Source organism: Phycicoccus avicenniae, from assembly GCF_050496545.1.
In the GTDB taxonomy this organism is placed as follows: Bacteria; Actinomycetota; Actinomycetes; order Actinomycetales; family Dermatophilaceae; genus Phycicoccus; species Phycicoccus avicenniae_A.
Genome location: NZ_JBNVZV010000013.1, coordinates 80,871 through 96,692, shown reverse-complemented (window position 1 = coordinate 96,692; position 15,822 = coordinate 80,871). Strand labels below are relative to the sequence as shown.

Below are 15,822 nucleotides of genomic sequence, written 5' to 3'. Positions count from 1 at the left end.
GCCGCTGCGCGCTACGGTGGGCGCGCCCCCGTGGCCCAACCGGCAGAGGCAGGCGCCTTAAAAGCGCCACAGGTGCGGGTTCGACTCCCGTCGGGGGCGCGCCAGCGCACCCGGAGGGAGTCGGGAGTCGCTCGAACGGAGTGTGAGCGATGGTGCCCCGTCGGGGGCGCGCCAGCGCACCCGAGGGGAGTCGGGAGGCATCCGAACGCAGTGACGTGGCCGGTTCCCGTCGGGGGCGTGAGCGGTGGCCCGACCATCGCGAACGTGGGTGAGATCCTTCGGCAGGGCGACGGTTTTCACCCACGTTCGCGAGGGACGTGGTGGGCGGGCGAGAACGCCGTCCACTGCGGCTCTCAGCGGGAACTCAGGAAGATCGTCGAACGTCTACGCTGGTACGGACGACGGTGAGCCTCACCGCCACGACACGCACGGAGGATCGATGGCCAACAACCCGGCCTTCAACCGGCTCGAGAAGGACGCCCGCAGCGGCTACGCGGGCTTCGGCGGAAGCGGCAGCGGTGCTGCCGGCGCCTCGCACGCCGCCACCGACCAGCTGAGCGCCCAGCAGCTGCAGGAGATGTACTCGGCCCCCTCGGCCCTGCGCCCGGGCACCGACCGCGCCCTGACGATGGACGACGTCGTCATGAAGACGCTCGGCCTCTTCGCCCTCGTGGTCGGCTTCGGCGCCGTCGGCTGGGTCGTCGCCGCCACGAACCCGGCCCTCGGGATCGGGCTGTGGCTCGGCGGCATGATCGCCACCCTGATCCTCGGCCTGGTCATCGCCTTCAAGAAGACGCTCAGCGTGCCGCTCATCGTCGGGTACGCCGTCGTCGAGGGCCTCTTCGTCGGCGCCGTCAGCCAGTTCTTCGAGCAGCGCTACCAGGGCATCGTCGCGCAGGCCGTCCTCGCGACGCTCGCCACCTTCGTCGGCATGTTCATCGCCTACAAGGTCGGCCTCATCAAGGTCACCCCGAAGTTCCGTCGGATCGTCACGATGATGATCTTCGGCTACGCGATCTTCGCCGTGGCGAACTTCGTCTTCGCGATGGTCACCGACACCGCGTTCGGCTTCGGCGGCTCCGGCCCGTGGGGCATCGCCATCTCGCTGTTCGCCGTCGGCCTCGCGTCCGTCAGCCTCGCGCTCGACTTCGACATGGTCGACCGGGCGATCGCCACCGGTGCGCCGCAGAAGTACTCGTGGCTGCTGGCCCACGGCATCATCGTCACGCTCGTCTGGCTCTACATCGAGTTCCTGCGCCTCATCGCGCGCATGCGCGAGTGACCGACGCACCACCGGCCGGCGCCGGGGCGGGGGATCCCGCCCCGGCGCCGTCGTCTGCGGACCCGGTGCCCGCCGCGGCGCGCATCGAGCTCGACCGCATCGCCCGTCGTTGGTCCGAGCTGCCGCTGACCCGTGCCGAGCCGGCAGCGCCGCTCGTGCGCGAGCTCGTCGACGAGGTGGCCGCCCGCACCGCCCCCGGGGTGGACGTCCCGGACCTCGGCGCCGCGGCGCTCGTCGACCAGCTGGCCGTCGTCGTGTGGGATGCCTACGCCGCCGGCCGCGCCCAGGGGCTCACCGAGCAGCTGACCGACCTGCGCCGCGCCCTCCCCTAGCCGACCTATTGCCCAGAACCCACATCCCGAGCGCCGTACGAGGCCTCGAGAGGTGGGTTCTGGGCAATGAGTGGGGGAGGCGGGTCAGGAGAGGCGCTCGACGACGATGGCCATGCCCTGGCCGCCGCCGACGCACATCGTCTCGAGGCCGAAGGTGCCGTCGCGCTCCTCGAGGCCGTTCAGCAGCGTGGTCATGATGCGCGTGCCGGTCGAGCCGAACGGGTGGCCCAGCGCGATCGCGCCGCCGTTGACGTTGAGCTTGTCGAGGTCCATCCCAAGGTCGTCGGCGCTGGGCAGCACCTGCGCCGCGAACGCCTCGTTGATCTCGTAGAGGTCGATGTCGCCGATCGAGAGCCCCGCGCGCGACAGCGCCTGCCGGGAGGCCTCGACCGGGCCGAGACCCATGATCTCGGGCGAGAGCCCCGAGACGCCGGTGGAGACGATGCGCGCCAGCGGCGTGAGGCCGAGCTCGCGTGCCCGCTCGTCGCTCATCACGACGACACCGGACGCGCCGTCGTTCAGCGGGCAGCAGTTGCCCGCGGTCACGGTGCCGCCCTCGCGGAAGACCGGCTGCAGGCCCTGCACCGCCTCGAGCGTCACTCCGGCGCGCGGGCCGTCGTCCCGGGACACCACGGTGCCGTCGGCGAGCGTGACCGGCAGGATCTCGCGCTCGAAGAAGCCGTTCGCGATGGCCTTCTCGGCGCGGTTCTGGCTCGTGACGCCCCACTCGTCCTGGCGCTCGCGCGTGACACCGCGCAGCGTCGCGACGTTCTCGGCGGTCTGGCCCATCGCGAGGTAGACGTCGGGCAGCGAGCCGCTCTCGCGCGGGTCGGACCAGGTCTCGTTGGCGGACGCCATCGCGGCCGAGCGCTCCATCGCCTCGGCGAAGACCGGGTTGAGGGCGTCGGGGTCGGACTCGCCGGCGCCGCGGAACGCCGCGTTGGTCGAGACCGACTCGACGCCGCCGACGACGAAGGTGTCGCCCTCGCCGGCCTTGATGGCGTGGAAGGCCATCCGCATCGTCTGGGTCGAGCTGGCGCAGAACCGGTTCACGGTGGCGGCGGGCAGGCCGTCGAGGCCGGCGAGCACGGCGATGACGCGGGCCATGTTGTTGCCGGCCTTGCCGCTGGGGTCGGCGCAGCCCCAGTAGAGGTCGTCGACGGTCGTCGGGTCGAGGCCCGGGAGCTGGTCGAGGAGGCCGCGGACGACCTGCACCGACAGGTCGTCGGGGCGCATCTCGCGCAGCGACCCCTTGAACGCCCGACCGATCGGGGTGCGGGCGGTGGCGACGATGACGGCCTCGGGCACGGGGTCCTCCAGGGGTCGGGTGGCCGGTCGTGGGGCGCCGGCCCGGGAGGTGAGCAAGCGCTCACCACTGGCCGTCCAGCGTAGGCGCTCGCCCCGCCCGAGGGAACCGGGCCGGCCCTGTGGGCTGCGTCTCGACCACCGGCACCCGGTCCGACCCATCGGGGGGTCGTGCGTACGCCGCCGGAGGGACAGGATGAGCCCATGGACACCACGCGCAGCCGGGCATCGTCAGGGTCTCCGTACGAGGGGAGCGTCGGGTTCGCCCGCGCCGTCCGCGTCGGCCAGCACATCGCCGTCTCCGGGACGGCACCGATCGGTGAGAACGGGGCGGTCAGCCCCGACCCCGGGGCGCAGGCCCGCCGCTGCTGGGAGATCGCCCTCGGCGCGCTCGCCGAGCTCGGGGGCCGGCCGGAGGACGTCATCCGCACCCGGCACTTCGTCACCGACCTCGACGTGGTCGACGCGGTCTCCGCGGTGCACGGGGAGATCTTCGGCGAGATCCGGCCGGCGAGCACGATGGTGCTCGTGGCGGGCCTGCTCGATGCCCGCTGGCGCGTGGAGGTCGAGGTGGACGCGGTCGTGGCCGAGGGCTGACCGCGGCCGGAGGCCTCAGCCGGCCGGTGTGGGGGAGCCCGCCGGACCGGCGGTCTCGTCCTCGGCCACCGGGTCCGCGGCCGGTCCGGCGGCGTCCGGGCGACGGCGCAGGAGCACGGCCCAGCGCCCGCGCGGGCCGCGCGACTGACCGGCGATCTCGGTGGGGGCCACCTCGGTGCCGGCCTCGCGCACGGCCTGCCCGGCGGCGACGGCGACAGGGCCCACGCCCTCGCCGCGGCGGGGTTCGGGGGCACGGTCGTCGGTGTCGGCGCCCCACACCCGCAGCGCCGCGCACACGCTCGGTAGCAGGGCGGCGCCGGCCCGGGCGTAGCCGGCGGCCGACGGGTGGAACTGGTCGCTGCTGAACATCTCGCGCGGCGACGCGGCGAACTCCGGTCCGAGCAGATCCCCGAGCGAGACGGTGCGCCCGCCGGCCTCGACGACAGCCACGGTCTGGGCGGCCGCGAGGTCGCGGGACCAGCGCTTCATGAGCGAGCGCAGCGGCTGGCGGATCGGCTCGATGGTGCCGAGGTCGGGGCAGGTGCCGACGACCACCTCGCTGCCCAGGGCTCGGACGCGGCGGACGGTCTGCTCGAGGTGGCGCACCGCGGCGGCGCGCTCGATGCGGTGCGTGACGTCGTTGGCGCCGACCATGACGAGGACGACGTCGGGGCGCATGACGTCCTCGAGGGCGTTGGCGAGCTGGCGCTCGAGGTCACCGGACTCGGCGCCCACGACCGCCCGGTTCGTGAGCCGCACGGCGCGCCCGGTGAGCGCGGACACGCCGTTGGCGACGATCGCGCCCACCGTCTCGTGCGGGTGGTCGGCGCCCATGCCCGCGGCCGAGGAGTCGCCGATGACGACGATCTCCCACGGGGCGCCGCGCCCCGCGCCGTAGAGGCCGTTGTCGTCGGGGGAGGTGTCGAAGGGATGACCGATGGCCCGCCGCGCGAGGACCGCCTCGGCCTTGATGACGCCCCAGCCGAGCGCGGCGAGCGCCGTTCCGGCAGCAGCGACCCCGCCTCCGCCGTACGCGGCGGTGGAGGCGATCCGGCGGGCCCGGCGTGCGCGTCCCATCCCCGTGGGTCCTCCTCCTCGGTTCGGACGTCCACGGTAACGCCGGGCGCCGAGGACGTGGACCGGATTCGCACGGCACCGGCCTACGCTGACCGGATGGACCCCCACCCGCGCCGATCGGCCGAGGTGGTGCGCACGGTGGCGGGCGGGGACACCGCCGCGGCGCTCGGCTCGGGTGACCTGCCGGTGCTCGGCACGCCGAGGCTGCTGGCCTGGGCCGAGGCGGCGACCGTGGCGGCCCTCGACGGCGCGCTGCCCGGGGGCAGCACCAGCGTCGGGACGGCGGTCGCCCTCGACCACCTCGCCCCCAGCGCGGTCGGCGACGTCGTCACGGTCGGCGCCCGGATGCTCTCGGACGACGGCCGGAGCGTGGTGCTGGAGGTCGTGGCCACCGGGGCCGACGGCACGGTGCTGGCGCGCGGCACGGTCGAGCGCGCCGTGGTCGACGTCGCGCGCTTCACGGCCCGGGTGGCCCGACCCTGACCGCGGGGCTGCTCGTCAACCAGGGTTGACACGCGGACCGGTGTCAACCTAGGTTGACGCCATGGCGAGCGACGACCGGGGCGCGGGCGGCGAGGCCCTGCCGGCACCGACCGGCGAGGTGCTCGACCCCGCCGCCGGGCTGCGTGCCGTGGCCCGGCTGCGCCAGCAGACCGTCGCCCTCGAGCTGCAGCACGTCGAGGCCGCGCTCGAGGCCGGGATGACCTGGGCCGACATCGCCGCGTGCCTCGGGGTGTCCCGGCAGGCGGCGCACAAGAAGTTCCGGGGGCGCGTGCGCCCCGACGCAGGACGAGGCAGGAGCAGGACGTGAACGGTCGGTGGGGCGCGAGCATCGGACTCAGCCAGACGGCGTGGCGCGAGTGTGCCCTCCTCGGGCACCGGGAGGTCGACGTCGAGCACGTCTTCCTCGCGACGTTGCACGACCCGGTGGTCGGACGGGCGCTGCGCGAGCGGGGTGTCACCCTCGAGGGCACGCGCGGCGCCGTCGACGCCGTCGTCCGGGCCGAGGTGGAGCGGCTCGGTATCAGCGTCCCGGTCGCGCCGAGTCAGCCGCGACCTCCCCTCGCGGACCTCCACCACGGCGCGGTCGGCGACCTGACCTTCGCCCAGCGGGCGATGGAGGCCCTCGTCCCGGGCGATGCGCTGCCGGCGGTCCTCCTGCGGCTGGTCGACGAGCCCGGCGGCACCGTCCGCGCCCTCATCACCCACCAGGGTGCGGATCCCGATGCCGTGCGCGAGGCCGTCGTGACGCTCGACGTCCCGGTGGCCCGCGGCACCGACGAGGTCGACCCCTCGACCCTGCCGGGGGTCGAGCTGCTCGTCGGGTCGCCGGGGCAGGCGGTGCGCCGCGTCGTGGTGCTCGAGAGCCCGGTGGAAGCGGTGTGGCGCCGCTGCTCGACCGCCGCCGGCTCCACCGGATGGCTCGGCGTGGCCGGCGAGCGGGTGGTGTCCGAGGTCGAGGCGCGCACGGTGCCGGACCCCGGCCGGCGCCGCCTCCCGTGGCGGGAAGCGACGCTCGTGCGTCGCCTCGTCCTGGCCCGGCCCCCGCAGGGCGATGAGCCGGGCCTCGTGGTGTGGTCGGTCTCCCGGGAGCAGGCCCGGTGGGGGCGCACGGGGCTCACGCAGTGGTCGCACGTGAGCATCGGGGCCGAGGCGGACGGCGCGACACGGGTGGAGCTCGTGCGCGGCGGCCTGCTCGCGCGCCGGACCGGTCGGCCGGCCCGGCGGCTGGTCCTCGGCCTGCTGCGGGTGGGCGCCCGCGCGTCCACCGACGCGCTGACGGTGCTCGCGGGCGAGGACGAGGAGCCCCTGCGGCCGTGACAGGATGGCCGGCGTGAAGTACGCCGAGCACATCGCAGACCTCGTCGGGAACACCCCGCTCGTCAAGCTCAACTCCGTCACCGACGGCATCGGGGCCACGGTCCTGGCCAAGGTGGAGTACCTCAACCCCGGCGGGTCGGTGAAGGACCGCATCGCGCTGAAGATGGTCGAGGCGGCCGAGGAGTCCGGCGAGCTGCAGCCGGGCGGCGTCATCGTCGAGCCGACCTCGGGCAACACGGGCGTCGGTCTCGCGCTGGTGGCCCAGCGCAAGGGCTACACCTGCATCTTCGTCTGCCCGGACAAGGTCTCCGAGGACAAGCGCAACGTGCTGCGCGCGTACGGCGCCGAGGTCGTCGTCTGCCCGACCGCCGTCGCCCCGGACCACCCGGACTCCTACTACTCCACCTCGGACCGGCTCGTCCGCGAGACGCCGAAGGCCTGGAAGCCGGACCAGTACTCCAACCCCAACGGCCCTCTCTCGCACTACGAGTCGACCGGTCCGGAGATCTGGCGCGACACCGACGGCCGCATCACGCACTTCGTCACCGGCGCCGGCACCGGCGGCACCATCAGCGGTGCGGGCCGCTACCTGCGCGAGGTCTCGGCCGAGCGCGACGGCGGGCGCGTCCAGGTCGTCGCCGCCGACCCCGAGGGCTCGGTCTACAGCGGCGGCACGGGCCGGCCGTACCTCGTCGAGGGCGTCGGCGAGGACTTCTGGCCCAGCGCCTACGACCCCGACCAGGTCGACCGCGTGGAGGCCGTCTCCGACGCCGACTCCTTCGAGATGACCCGCCGCCTCGCCCGCGAGGAGGGCCTGCTCGTCGGCGGTTCCTGCGGGATGGCCGTCGTCGCCGCGCTGCGGGTGGCCCGCGAGCTGCCGGACGACGCGGTGGTCGTCGTCCTGCTCCCGGACTCCGGCCGCGGCTACCTGTCGAAGATCTTCAACGACGACTGGATGGCCTCGTACGGCTTCATGAAGGCCGAGGGCGAGCGCACCGTCGGCGACGTGCTGCACGCCAAGGCGGGCGACCTCCCCGCCCTCGTGCACACGCACCCGAACGAGACGCTGCGCGACGCCATCGAGATCCTGCGCGAGTACGGCGTCTCGCAGATGCCGGTCGTCAAGGCCGAGCCGCCGGTCGTCTCCGGCGAGGTCGCGGGCGCGGTCTCGGAGCGGGCGCTGCTCGAGGCGCTGTTCACCGGGTCGGCGCACCTCGCCGACCCCGTCGAGAAGCACATGGGCCCGGGCCTGCCGCTCGTCGGCGCCGGCGAGCCGGTCTCCACGGCGCGCCACGAGCTCGAGGGCTCGGACGCCGTGCTCGTCGTCGAGGACGGCAAGCCGGTCGGGGTGCTCACCCGCGCCGACCTGCTCTCCTTCCTCGCCGACTGACCCGCGGGCCCCGTCGAGGGGCGCTCCCGGGTGAGACTGGGGGGCATGGTGGAGCGGCCCCGCTACGAGTCGCCGGTCGAGCGCGCCATCCGCGAGGCGCAGGAGCGGGGCGAGTTCGACGACCTGCCCGGCGCCGGGAAGCCGCTGCGCATCGAGGGCACCGACGACCCGCTGTGGTGGGTGCGCCAGCTGGCCGAGCGCGAGCAGATCGACTTCACCGGGGCCCTCCCGCCGGCCGTCGCCCTCCGCAAGGAGGCCGCGACGTTCCCGGAGAGCCTGCTCGAGCTGCGCACCGAGGAGTCGGTGCGCCGCGTGCTCGAGGACTTCAACCACCGCGTGCGCCGCGACCGGCTGCGCCCGCCGGAGGGCCGGATGCCACCGCTGCTCGCCCCGACCGTCGACGTCGAGGAGATGGTCGGGCGCTGGCGGGAGCTGCGAGCATCCTCACAGCCCCTCGAGGTTGACCCGCCGGTAACAACGGGAGAGGCTCGCCCGAGGCGCCGCTGGTGGCGCCGCCGCCGCTGAGGCCGCGACCCGCCCGCCGGGACCGCGCCGCGCGCCGGTGCCCGACGAGGAAGGCCCGATGAGCGACCACCCCCACCTGCTCGCCCCGCTCGACCTCGGCCACGTGACGTTGCCCAACCGGGTCGTCATGGGGTCGATGCACACCGGGCTCGAGGACCGGGCGAAGGACTTCCCGAAGCTCGCCGCCTACCTCGCCGAGCGCGCCCGGGGCGGAGCATCGCTCATCGTCACCGGCGGGTTCGCCCCGAACCTCGAGGGCACGCTGTACCCGGGGGCCTCGAAGCTGACCTCGCGCCGCGAGCTGGCCCGCCACCGCCTCGTCACCGACGCGGTGCACGCCGAGGGCGGCCGGATCGCGCTCCAGCTGCTGCACGCCGGGCGGTACGCGTACACGCCGTGGTGCGTCGCGCCGTCCGCGGTCAAGAGCCCCATCAGCAAGTTCCGCCCGAGAGCGTTGTCGGACAGGGGTGTTCGTCGTCAGGTGCGAGCGTTCGCGCGGGCCGCGCGGCTCGCGCAACAGGCGGGCTACGACGGCGTCGAGGTGATGGGGTCCGAGGGCTACCTGATCAACCAGTTCCTCGCCCCCCGCACGAACCGACGCACCGACCGCTGGGGTGGCTCGCCGGAGAACCGCCGGCGCCTCGCGGTCGAGGTCGTCCGCGCCGTGCGGGAGGCCACCGGCCCGGACTTCCTGCTGGTGTACCGGATCTCGGTGCTCGACCTCGTCGAGGACGGGCAGACCTGGGACGAGGTGACCGCGCTCGCGCGCGAGGTCGAGGCGGCCGGGGCGAGCATCCTCAACCTCGGCATCGGGTGGCACGAGGCGCGGGTGCCGACCATCGTCACGTCGGTGCCGCGCGCGGCGTTCACGGGGTACGCGGCCCGGCTCAAGGAGCACACGTCGCTCCCGGTCGTCGCGACCAACCGCATCAACACCCCCGACGTCGCCGAGTCGGTGCTCGCCGGCGGGGCCGACCTCGTCTCCCTCGCCCGGCCCTTCCTCGCCGACCCCGAGTTCGTCCGCAAGGCCGCCGAGGGGCGCTCGGACGAGATCAACACCTGCATCGCGTGCAACCAGGCCTGCCTCGACCACACCTTCGTCAAGAAGCGGGCGACCTGCATGGTCAACCCGCGCGCCGGCCACGAGACCGAGCTCGTCATCGGACGGGCTCCGGTGCGGCGCAAGGTGGTCGTCGTCGGTGGGGGACCGGCCGGGATGGCCGCCGCGGTCACCGCGGCTGAGCGAGGGCACGAGGTCGAGCTGGTCGAGGCGCGTGACCACCTCGGCGGGCAGTTCGACATCGCGATGCGCATCCCCGGCAAGGAGGAGTTCTCCGAGACCATCCGCTACTTCACGCGGCGCCTCGAGGTGCTCGGGGTGCGGGTGCGGCTCGGCGAGCGGGCCGACGTCGACTCGCTCGTGGCCGCCGGCGTCGACGAGGTCGTCGTCGCGACCGGCGTCGCGCCGCGCCTGCCGGACATCCCGGGTGTCGACCACCCGATGGTCATGACCTACGACCAGCTGGTCCGCGGCGAGCGGACGGCCGGGCGCCGGGTGGCCGTCATCGGGGCCGGCGGCGTCGGGGTCGACGTCTGCGAGTTCCTCACCAGCGATGCCTCCCCGACCCTCGATGCCCCCGCGTGGCGGCGCGAGTGGGGGGTCGGTGACCCCGCCGAGACCCGTGGCGGCGTCGCCGTCGCCGAGCCCGGGGCCAGCCCGCGCGAGGTCGTGCTGCTCCAGCGCAAGACCACCTCCATCGGCAAGGGGCTCGGCAAGACGACCGGCTGGGTGCATCGGGCGTCGTTGCGCGCCAAGGGCGTCGAGCAGGTCACCGGGGTGCACGCCTACGAGCGCATCGACGACGACGGGCTGCACGTGGCCCTCGGCGAGGACGGTGCCGAGCGGCGGGTCGTCGCCTGCGACACCGTCGTCGTCTGCGCCGGGCAGGAGTCGGTGCGGGGGCTCGCCGAGCCGCTGGAGGCCCACGGCATCCGGGTGCACGTCGTGGGTGGTGCCGACGTCGCCGCCGAGCTCGACGCCAAGCGCGCCATCCGCCAGGGCACCGAGGTCGCCGCCGCCCTCTGACCCCGGCCACGCCGGTCGAGAGACGAGAACATGCCGTGCGAACCCCGGACCGCACGGCATGTTCTCGTCGTTCGACGGGTGGGTCAGGGGCGGCCGCCGCCCTGGCCGCCGGAGGACACGTCGGCCGTCACCGTGCCGAGCTTCGTGCCGCCGTCGGTCGAGCCGCCGAGGGCCAGCCCACCGACCGCGGTCCCGGACGGCGTGCCGTCGACCCAGATCTCGTAGGACTCGCCCGAGGTGATCGCCGACGACGAGAAGACGACCGACGAGAAGGTCTTGCTCGCCGTGAACGAGGCGATGACCTCCCCGTCGTTCACCACCTGGACGACGGTGCCCTCGGCGTACCCGGAGTCGAAGGTCGCCGACAGCCAGCCCTGCTCGGAGTCGGTGGACGGCGCCTCGGCCATCCCGGAGGACCCGGCCGCCAGCACCGTGCCGCCGGAGACGGTCAGGCCGCCGTTGGTGTCGAGCGCGCCGTTGCCGTTGCCGGTCGGGCCGCTGACGACGACGGTTCCGCCGGTGATCGACATCGAGCCGTTGGAGTCCAGGCCGTCGCCCTCGGCGTCGACGATGACCGTGCCGCCGCTGATCGTCACGGACACGCCGTCCTGGGCCGACATCCCGCCACCCCCGCCGCCGCCTCCGCCACCGGAGCTCGAGCCGTCGGTGGCGTTGACGGCGTCGTCCGAGCTCGTGATGTCGAGGGTGCCACCGGAGACGGTGACGACCTTGCCCTCGAGGCCCTCGGCGGACTTCCTCACCGTCGTCGTTCCGCCGCCGACGGTGGCGCTGACGTCGCCGTGGATGCCGTCACCGGTGGCCGAGATCGTCGTGGTGCCCCCGCCGATCACGGCGTCGGTGGCGGCCTGGATGCCGTCGTCGCCGGCGGTCAGCTCCACCGTCCCGCCGAGCACCGCGACGTAGCCCCGGTCGCCCTCCTCGGCGTTGTCGGACGTCAGGGCGTCGCCACCGGCCTTCGCGGTGAGCGTGCCGCCCTCGACGCGCACGTAGTCCTTGCCGCGCACGGCGTCGTCGACGGCGGTGACCGTGACGGTGCCGGAGAGGATGACCAGCCCGTCCTGTGACCCGATGCCGTCGTTGCTGTTGCCGGTGACGGTCAGCGACCCGGTGCCGGCGATGGTCAGGTCGGCCGCGGAGTAGAGGGCCGCGTTGGGCTCGCCCTCGCCGTCCCCGTAGCCGGAGCCGTCCTCGAGGGTGTTGGTCGAGCCGTCGGCCAGCACGACGACGACCTCGTCGGCGGCGGTGACCGAGACGGCCGGGCCGGTCGAGGAGGTGATGTGCGCGTCGTCGAGGACGAGCTGGACCGTGCCCTCGACGGAGGAGTCGACGACGACCTGCCCGGCGAGCGTGCCGGTGAGCACGTAGGTGCCGGGGGCGCTGATCGTCACCGTGGAGTCCTCGACCGTGACCCCGTCGCCCGAGGCGGTGGCCGTGGACCCCGACAGGGTGACGGTGACGGCGCCCGAGGCGTCGTAGCTGCCGTCGTCGGTGTCGGCGTGCGACTCCTGGTTCGCGGCGAGCACGGCCTCGACCGTGGCGCCGGGGGTCGCGGTGGCGTTGGTCGTCGTGCTGCTGTCGTCGACGGAGGCGCCGGTGACGGCTCCGGCGACGCCGCAGCCGGCGAGGGTGGCGGCGAGCAGGGCGGCCGTGACGGCGGCCCGGGCCTTGGTGAGCTTCATCGTGGTCTCCTCAGGGACGGACGTGGTCGCGCAGGGTGCGCGCCCAGCGGTTGGCGGGAAGGGCGGGGTCGAGCGCGGCGAGGCCGGTGGCGTACTTGCTCATCCGCCGGGGGCGGTGGCCGAGCGACCAGAGAGCCCGGTCCAGGGACGAGGGCCGTCCGGGGCTCTTCGTCTCGACGACGACGAGGTCGGGCCGCTCGAGCCGCAGCCCGTCGGGGCGCTCCCAGCCGAGGGCGCGGTCGACGGTGACCCGGGTCCCGTCGTCGGCGAGGTGCAGCGTCGTGCGGTCGTAGCGGATGTCCAGGGCCGGCGCGAGGTCGGGGACGACGGCCGGGTCGATGCCCGATGCCGCCAGCGACTCGGTGACGAACCGGGCTCCGGCGCAGTCGATCCGGCGCTCACGGATGTGGTCCCCCGCGAGGCGGGTCTTGACCGTGTGCTCGCCGGCCCGGGTCTTCACCTCGAGGTACGACGCGCCGGTCAGCTCGTAGCGCCGTGAGCGCACCTTGAAGCGGCGGCGACGATTGTGCGCGGCGAGCCGCTGGGTGAGCAGGTCGCCGGTGTCGAGGTACCGGGTCGTGTAGCCGAGGGTGCGGTACCCGTCGATCTCCAGGACGCGGGTCCCGGCCGGGGCGAGGTCGGTGAGCATCGTCGCCTCGGTCGCCGTGAGCACGTACTTGCGGTCGACCCGGGTCAGCAGGTCGCTCGTCGCGACGAGCTCGTCGAGCGCGATGGCCGGCAGGTCGTCGAACCGGGCCGGCGCGGTGGCGCTCACGGGACCAGGACCGTCGTGCGGCGGACCGGTGCGGCCGCGTCGGGAGCGGAGGCCGGCGTCACGGGCACGCGGAAGCGGACGTCGACGGTCGTCGAGTCGTTGACGTGGTCGACCTTGAGGACCGTGACCCCGATGACCGGGCCGCCGAGGCGCTTCTCCAGGGCGGTGGCGACGTCGCGCTCGTCGTCGTACGCGCGGTCGAGCACGACGACGCGGCGACGGTGCCGGGACAGCATCCGGGGGTGGTCACCGAGCCAGAGGGCGCCGACGATCAGGGCCATCAGGGCGACGGGGAGCCACACCGGGCCGACCGCCAGCCCGCTCAGCAGACCGAGGGCCAGGGCCGCGAAGTAGTAGGCGACCTCGTGCTGGGCCAGCTCCTCGGAGCGGAGCCGGATGATCGACAGGACGCCGAACAGCCCGAGCCCCAGGCCGGCCCCGACGGCGCTGTCCAGCAACGCGGACGCGACGGCCATCACCCCGATGTTCACGCCGAGGTAGGCGACGACGAGGTCGCGGCGGCCGTGCCGGGGGACGTAGAGGGCGAAGACGAGCAGGCAGATGGCCGCGACGTCGGCGGCGTAGACGATCAGGGTGCTCACGGGAGGCTCCTGGGTCGGGGGAGGGGTGTCGGGAACCATCAGGCCCGCCGCGGCTGTGGGGCCTCTGTGCGAGGTCGGTGTGGCGACTTTGGGTATGGCGTTGTCGCCGAACGACATCCGCTCCAGCGTCTCCGCAGGACGGTCATGAGGGACCCACCGGCAGGGGACAGCGGGTGCACAGCCGACGGCCCGACGGTGGCTCCCATGAACGAGCCCACGAGCACCCTCGCCCCCGACCGCACCCCGCCGCCGTCGGTGGGTCCTCCCCGTCGTCGCGTCGGCCGCCGCGCCCTCCTCGGCGGAGGCGCCGGCCTCGCCGCCCTCGCCGCGACGGGGACCGGCTGGGCCCTGGAGCGGTACGTCGTCGACCACGTCGAGGTCGCCTCGGCCAGCGCCTACGAGGCGAGCCAGGGCGTCGCCTCCGCGGCCACCGCGTCGACCGGCGGCACGGTCTCCGGCACCACGTACACGAGCGATCTCGCGACGATCGACATCTCCAGGACGGTCGTCGGGAGCGGCGACGACCAGCTCGTGTACTTCACGGCCGACCTGCGGCTGGAGGACGCGACGGTCCTGCGCTCGGCCTTCGCGAACGACGAGTTCGGGCAGAACATCATCGAGGTCCCGAGCGCCATCGCCTCCGCGGTCGACGCCGTGTGGGCCGTCAACGGCGACTACTACGGGTTCCGCGACAACGGGATCGTCGTCCGCAACGGGGTCGCCTACCGCGACGAGGGCGCCCGGCAGGGCCTGGCCTGGTACCGCGACGGGTCGATGCGGCTCTACGACGAGACCGCGACCACGGCCAAGGCCCTCGTGGACGACGGTGTCTGGCAGACGCTCTCGTTCGGTCCCGGGCTCGTCGACGGCGGTGCGGTGGTCGACGGCATCGACTCGGTCGAGGTCGACACGAACTTCGGGAACCACTCGGTGCAGGGCAACCAGCCGCGGACGGGCATCGGCCTCGTCGAGGCGAACCACGTGCTCGTCATCGTCGCCGACGGCCGGTCCACCGGGTACAGCCGCGGCATCGGGATGAGCGAGTTCGCGCAGGTGTTCGTCGACCGCGGCGCGCAGGTGGCCTACAACCTCGACGGCGGCGGGTCCTCGGCGATGGTCTTCGACGGCGACCTCGTCAACGACCCCCTCGGCAAGGGCCAGGAGCGCGGCACCTCCGACATCCTCTACATCGGGGCCTGAGGGGCGCGCCGTGATCGTCCTCGTCCCCGCCTACGAGCCCGACGGGCGCCTCGTCGACCTGGTGCGCGACCTGCGAGCCGCCCGCCCCGACCTCCACGTGCTCGTCGTCGACGACGGCAGCGGACCGGACTTCGCGGCGGTGTTCGCCCGGGCCGCGCGCGCCGGGGCGGTGGTCGTGCACCACGACGTCAACCGGGGCAAGGGACGGGCGCTCAAGACCGGCTTCGCCCGCGCCGGCGTGCTCTGGCCGGGCGAGGACGTCGTGTGCGCGGACAGTGACGGCCAGCACCGGCCCGAGGACGTCCTGACGGTCGCGGACACGGTGGCCCGATCCCGCCGGGCGATGGTCCTCGGGGCGCGCCGGTTCACCGGGGCGGTTCCGGCGCGGAGCCGCCTCGGGAACGGTGCGACCCGTCGGCTCTTCATGCTGGCGACGGGGATCGACCTGTCCGACACCCAGACCGGGCTGCGGGCCTACCCGTCGGAGATGCTCGGCTGGTTGTGCGAGGTCGAGGGCGAGCGCTTCGAGTACGAGCTCGAGCTGCTCCTGCGGGCGCACGGCGCCGGGCACTCGGTGGTGGAGGTGCCCGTCGCGACCGTCTACCTCCAGGGCAACGCCTCCTCGCACTTCCGGCCGGTCCGTGACTCGCTGCGCGTGTACGCGCCGATGGCCCGGTTCGCGGCGTCCTCGCTGCTGGCGACCGCCGTCGACTACGCGCTGCTGTTCCTCGTCCACGTGCTGACCGGCAACCTGGTGCTCTCCGTCGTCTCGGCCCGGCTGGCGAGCGCCACCGTCAACTACCGCACCAACCGTCGCTTCGTCTTCGGACCGGCGGGGAGGGGTGCCGCGCTGCGGTACGCCGCCCTCGTCGCGGCGGTGCTGGCGGCCAACGCGGCCTCGATGCAGCTGCTCGTGGCCGGGCTGGGGATGCCCCTCCTCGTCGGCAAGATCCTCACCGAGGGGTTGTTGCTGGCGGTGTCGTACACCGTCCAGCGGCGCGTCGTCTTCGCGCCGTCGGCCGGCAGTGGCCTGCGCGGGCCCACGACGGCGGCAACGACCCCGCCGGCTCCCCGTCCCCGCGAACGTGTGTGAACTCGCCGGAGACCCCCGGCGCGTTCACACACGTTCG

16 protein-coding genes and 1 tRNA gene are annotated in these 15,822 nt (G+C 74.1%); 12 read left to right on the top strand and 5 right to left on the bottom strand.

The features are described 5' to 3' along the window. Positions 1–24 precede the first annotated feature (24 nt). The 3 genes from ACQZ2A_RS12490 to ACQZ2A_RS12480 all read left to right on the top strand — a co-directional run bounded on the left by ACQZ2A_RS12490 (position 25) and on the right by ACQZ2A_RS12480 (position 1,614). A tRNA-Leu gene (locus ACQZ2A_RS12490) sits at positions 25–99 on the top strand. 340 nt (positions 100–439) lie between these two features. Then, positions 440–1,282, top strand: a complete 843-nt coding sequence (locus ACQZ2A_RS12485) for a Bax inhibitor-1/YccA family protein (protein ID WP_430211439.1) — start codon at positions 440–442, stop codon at positions 1,280–1,282. After that, positions 1,279–1,614, top strand: a complete 336-nt coding sequence (locus ACQZ2A_RS12480; RefSeq protein WP_430211436.1) for a hypothetical protein — start codon at positions 1,279–1,281, stop codon at positions 1,612–1,614. Before ACQZ2A_RS12485 ends, ACQZ2A_RS12480 begins: the two co-directional genes overlap by 4 nt. 84 nt (positions 1,615–1,698) lie before the next feature. On the opposite strand, the gene ACQZ2A_RS12475 is transcribed toward ACQZ2A_RS12480, so the two are convergent. Continuing rightward, positions 1,699–2,922 carry an acetyl-CoA C-acetyltransferase gene (locus tag ACQZ2A_RS12475; protein ID WP_430211434.1) on the bottom strand — a complete coding sequence of 408 codons (1,224 nt, stop codon included), beginning with the start codon at positions 2,920–2,922 and terminating at the stop codon, positions 1,699–1,701. 201 nt (positions 2,923–3,123) lie between these two features. Here ACQZ2A_RS12475 and ACQZ2A_RS12470 point away from each other — a divergent pair, with 201 nt between their 5' ends. After that, complete coding sequence (locus tag ACQZ2A_RS12470; RefSeq protein ID WP_430211432.1) at positions 3,124–3,516, top strand: RidA family protein; 393 nt, start codon at positions 3,124–3,126, stop codon at positions 3,514–3,516. A gap of 15 nt (positions 3,517–3,531) precedes the next feature. Here the strand turns inward: ACQZ2A_RS12470 and ACQZ2A_RS12465 are convergent, their stop codons facing one another. Continuing rightward, complete coding sequence (locus tag ACQZ2A_RS12465; protein ID WP_430211429.1) at positions 3,532–4,593, bottom strand: SGNH/GDSL hydrolase family protein; 1,062 nt, start codon at positions 4,591–4,593, stop codon at positions 3,532–3,534. 96 nt (positions 4,594–4,689) lie between these two features. On the opposite strand from ACQZ2A_RS12465, the gene ACQZ2A_RS12460 reads away from it, so the two are divergent. The 6 genes from ACQZ2A_RS12460 to ACQZ2A_RS12435 all read left to right on the top strand — a co-directional run bounded on the left by ACQZ2A_RS12460 (position 4,690) and on the right by ACQZ2A_RS12435 (position 10,415). After that, the gene (locus tag ACQZ2A_RS12460; protein ID WP_430211427.1) at positions 4,690–5,076 is read left to right on the top strand and encodes a thioesterase family protein; all 387 of its coding nucleotides are present in this window, start codon (positions 4,690–4,692) and stop codon (positions 5,074–5,076) included. A gap of 61 nt (positions 5,077–5,137) precedes the next feature. Next, positions 5,138–5,404 carry a hypothetical protein gene (locus ACQZ2A_RS12455; protein ID WP_430211424.1) on the top strand — a complete coding sequence of 89 codons (267 nt, stop codon included), beginning with the start codon at positions 5,138–5,140 and terminating at the stop codon, positions 5,402–5,404. Continuing rightward, a complete protein-coding gene (locus ACQZ2A_RS12450) occupies positions 5,401–6,414 on the top strand; it encodes a Clp protease N-terminal domain-containing protein (RefSeq protein ID WP_430211421.1) in 1,014 nt (337 codons plus the stop codon). Before ACQZ2A_RS12455 ends, ACQZ2A_RS12450 begins: the two co-directional genes overlap by 4 nt. A gap of 13 nt (positions 6,415–6,427) precedes the next feature. Next, a complete protein-coding gene (locus ACQZ2A_RS12445; protein ID WP_430211419.1) occupies positions 6,428–7,804 on the top strand; it encodes a cystathionine beta-synthase in 1,377 nt (458 codons plus the stop codon). A 45-nt stretch (positions 7,805–7,849) separates the two neighbouring features. Continuing rightward, positions 7,850–8,329, top strand: coding sequence for a DUF1992 domain-containing protein (locus ACQZ2A_RS12440; protein ID WP_430211416.1), 480 nt, complete (start codon positions 7,850–7,852; stop codon positions 8,327–8,329). 58 nt (positions 8,330–8,387) lie between these two features. After that, a complete protein-coding gene (locus tag ACQZ2A_RS12435; RefSeq protein ID WP_430211414.1) occupies positions 8,388–10,415 on the top strand; it encodes an FAD-dependent oxidoreductase in 2,028 nt (675 codons plus the stop codon). Positions 10,416–10,498: 83 nt separating this feature from the next. Here ACQZ2A_RS12435 and ACQZ2A_RS12430 read toward each other — a convergent pair whose 3' ends face one another. From ACQZ2A_RS12430 to ACQZ2A_RS12420, 3 genes are read right to left on the bottom strand one after another with little or no spacing between them, the layout of a single operon-like run. After that, positions 10,499–12,115, bottom strand: a complete 1,617-nt coding sequence (locus ACQZ2A_RS12430; protein ID WP_430211412.1) for a carbohydrate-binding domain-containing protein — start codon at positions 12,113–12,115, stop codon at positions 10,499–10,501. Positions 12,116–12,125: 10 nt separating this feature from the next. Next, complete coding sequence (locus tag ACQZ2A_RS12425; protein WP_430211410.1) at positions 12,126–12,890, bottom strand: VTC domain-containing protein; 765 nt, start codon at positions 12,888–12,890, stop codon at positions 12,126–12,128. Then, entirely contained in the window at positions 12,887–13,492 is a 606-nt protein-coding gene (locus ACQZ2A_RS12420) for a DUF4956 domain-containing protein (protein WP_430211409.1), read from the bottom strand. The genes ACQZ2A_RS12425 and ACQZ2A_RS12420 overlap by 4 nt, the downstream gene beginning before the upstream one ends. A gap of 204 nt (positions 13,493–13,696) precedes the next feature. On the opposite strand from ACQZ2A_RS12420, the gene ACQZ2A_RS12415 reads away from it, so the two are divergent. Both ACQZ2A_RS12415 and ACQZ2A_RS12410 read left to right on the top strand, forming a co-directional pair. Then, positions 13,697–14,692 (top strand): phosphodiester glycosidase family protein, encoded by a 996-nt coding sequence (locus ACQZ2A_RS12415; protein WP_430211406.1) that lies wholly within the window; start codon positions 13,697–13,699, stop codon positions 14,690–14,692. Between the two features lie 10 nt (positions 14,693–14,702). Further along, the gene (locus ACQZ2A_RS12410; RefSeq protein ID WP_430211404.1) at positions 14,703–15,785 is read left to right on the top strand and encodes a GtrA family protein; all 1,083 of its coding nucleotides are present in this window, start codon (positions 14,703–14,705) and stop codon (positions 15,783–15,785) included. Positions 15,786–15,822: the final 37 nt, after the last annotated feature.

Coding starts and splice junctions, on each gene's coding strand:
- ACQZ2A_RS12485 (WP_430211439.1), top strand. CDS start 440: ATGGCCAACAACCCGGCCTTCAACCGGCTCGAGAAGGACGCCCGCAGC.
- ACQZ2A_RS12470 (WP_430211432.1), top strand. CDS start 3,124: ATGGACACCACGCGCAGCCGGGCATCGTCAGGGTCTCCGTACGAGGGG.
- ACQZ2A_RS12465 (WP_430211429.1), bottom strand. CDS start 4,593: ATGGGACGCGCACGCCGGGCCCGCCGGATCGCCTCCACCGCCGCGTAC.
- ACQZ2A_RS12460 (WP_430211427.1), top strand. CDS start 4,690: ATGGACCCCCACCCGCGCCGATCGGCCGAGGTGGTGCGCACGGTGGCG.
- ACQZ2A_RS12455 (WP_430211424.1), top strand. CDS start 5,138: ATGGCGAGCGACGACCGGGGCGCGGGCGGCGAGGCCCTGCCGGCACCG.
- ACQZ2A_RS12440 (WP_430211416.1), top strand. CDS start 7,850: ATGGTGGAGCGGCCCCGCTACGAGTCGCCGGTCGAGCGCGCCATCCGC.
- ACQZ2A_RS12435 (WP_430211414.1), top strand. CDS start 8,388: ATGAGCGACCACCCCCACCTGCTCGCCCCGCTCGACCTCGGCCACGTG.
- ACQZ2A_RS12430 (WP_430211412.1), bottom strand. CDS start 12,115: ATGAAGCTCACCAAGGCCCGGGCCGCCGTCACGGCCGCCCTGCTCGCC.
- ACQZ2A_RS12415 (WP_430211406.1), top strand. CDS start 13,697: ATGAACGAGCCCACGAGCACCCTCGCCCCCGACCGCACCCCGCCGCCG.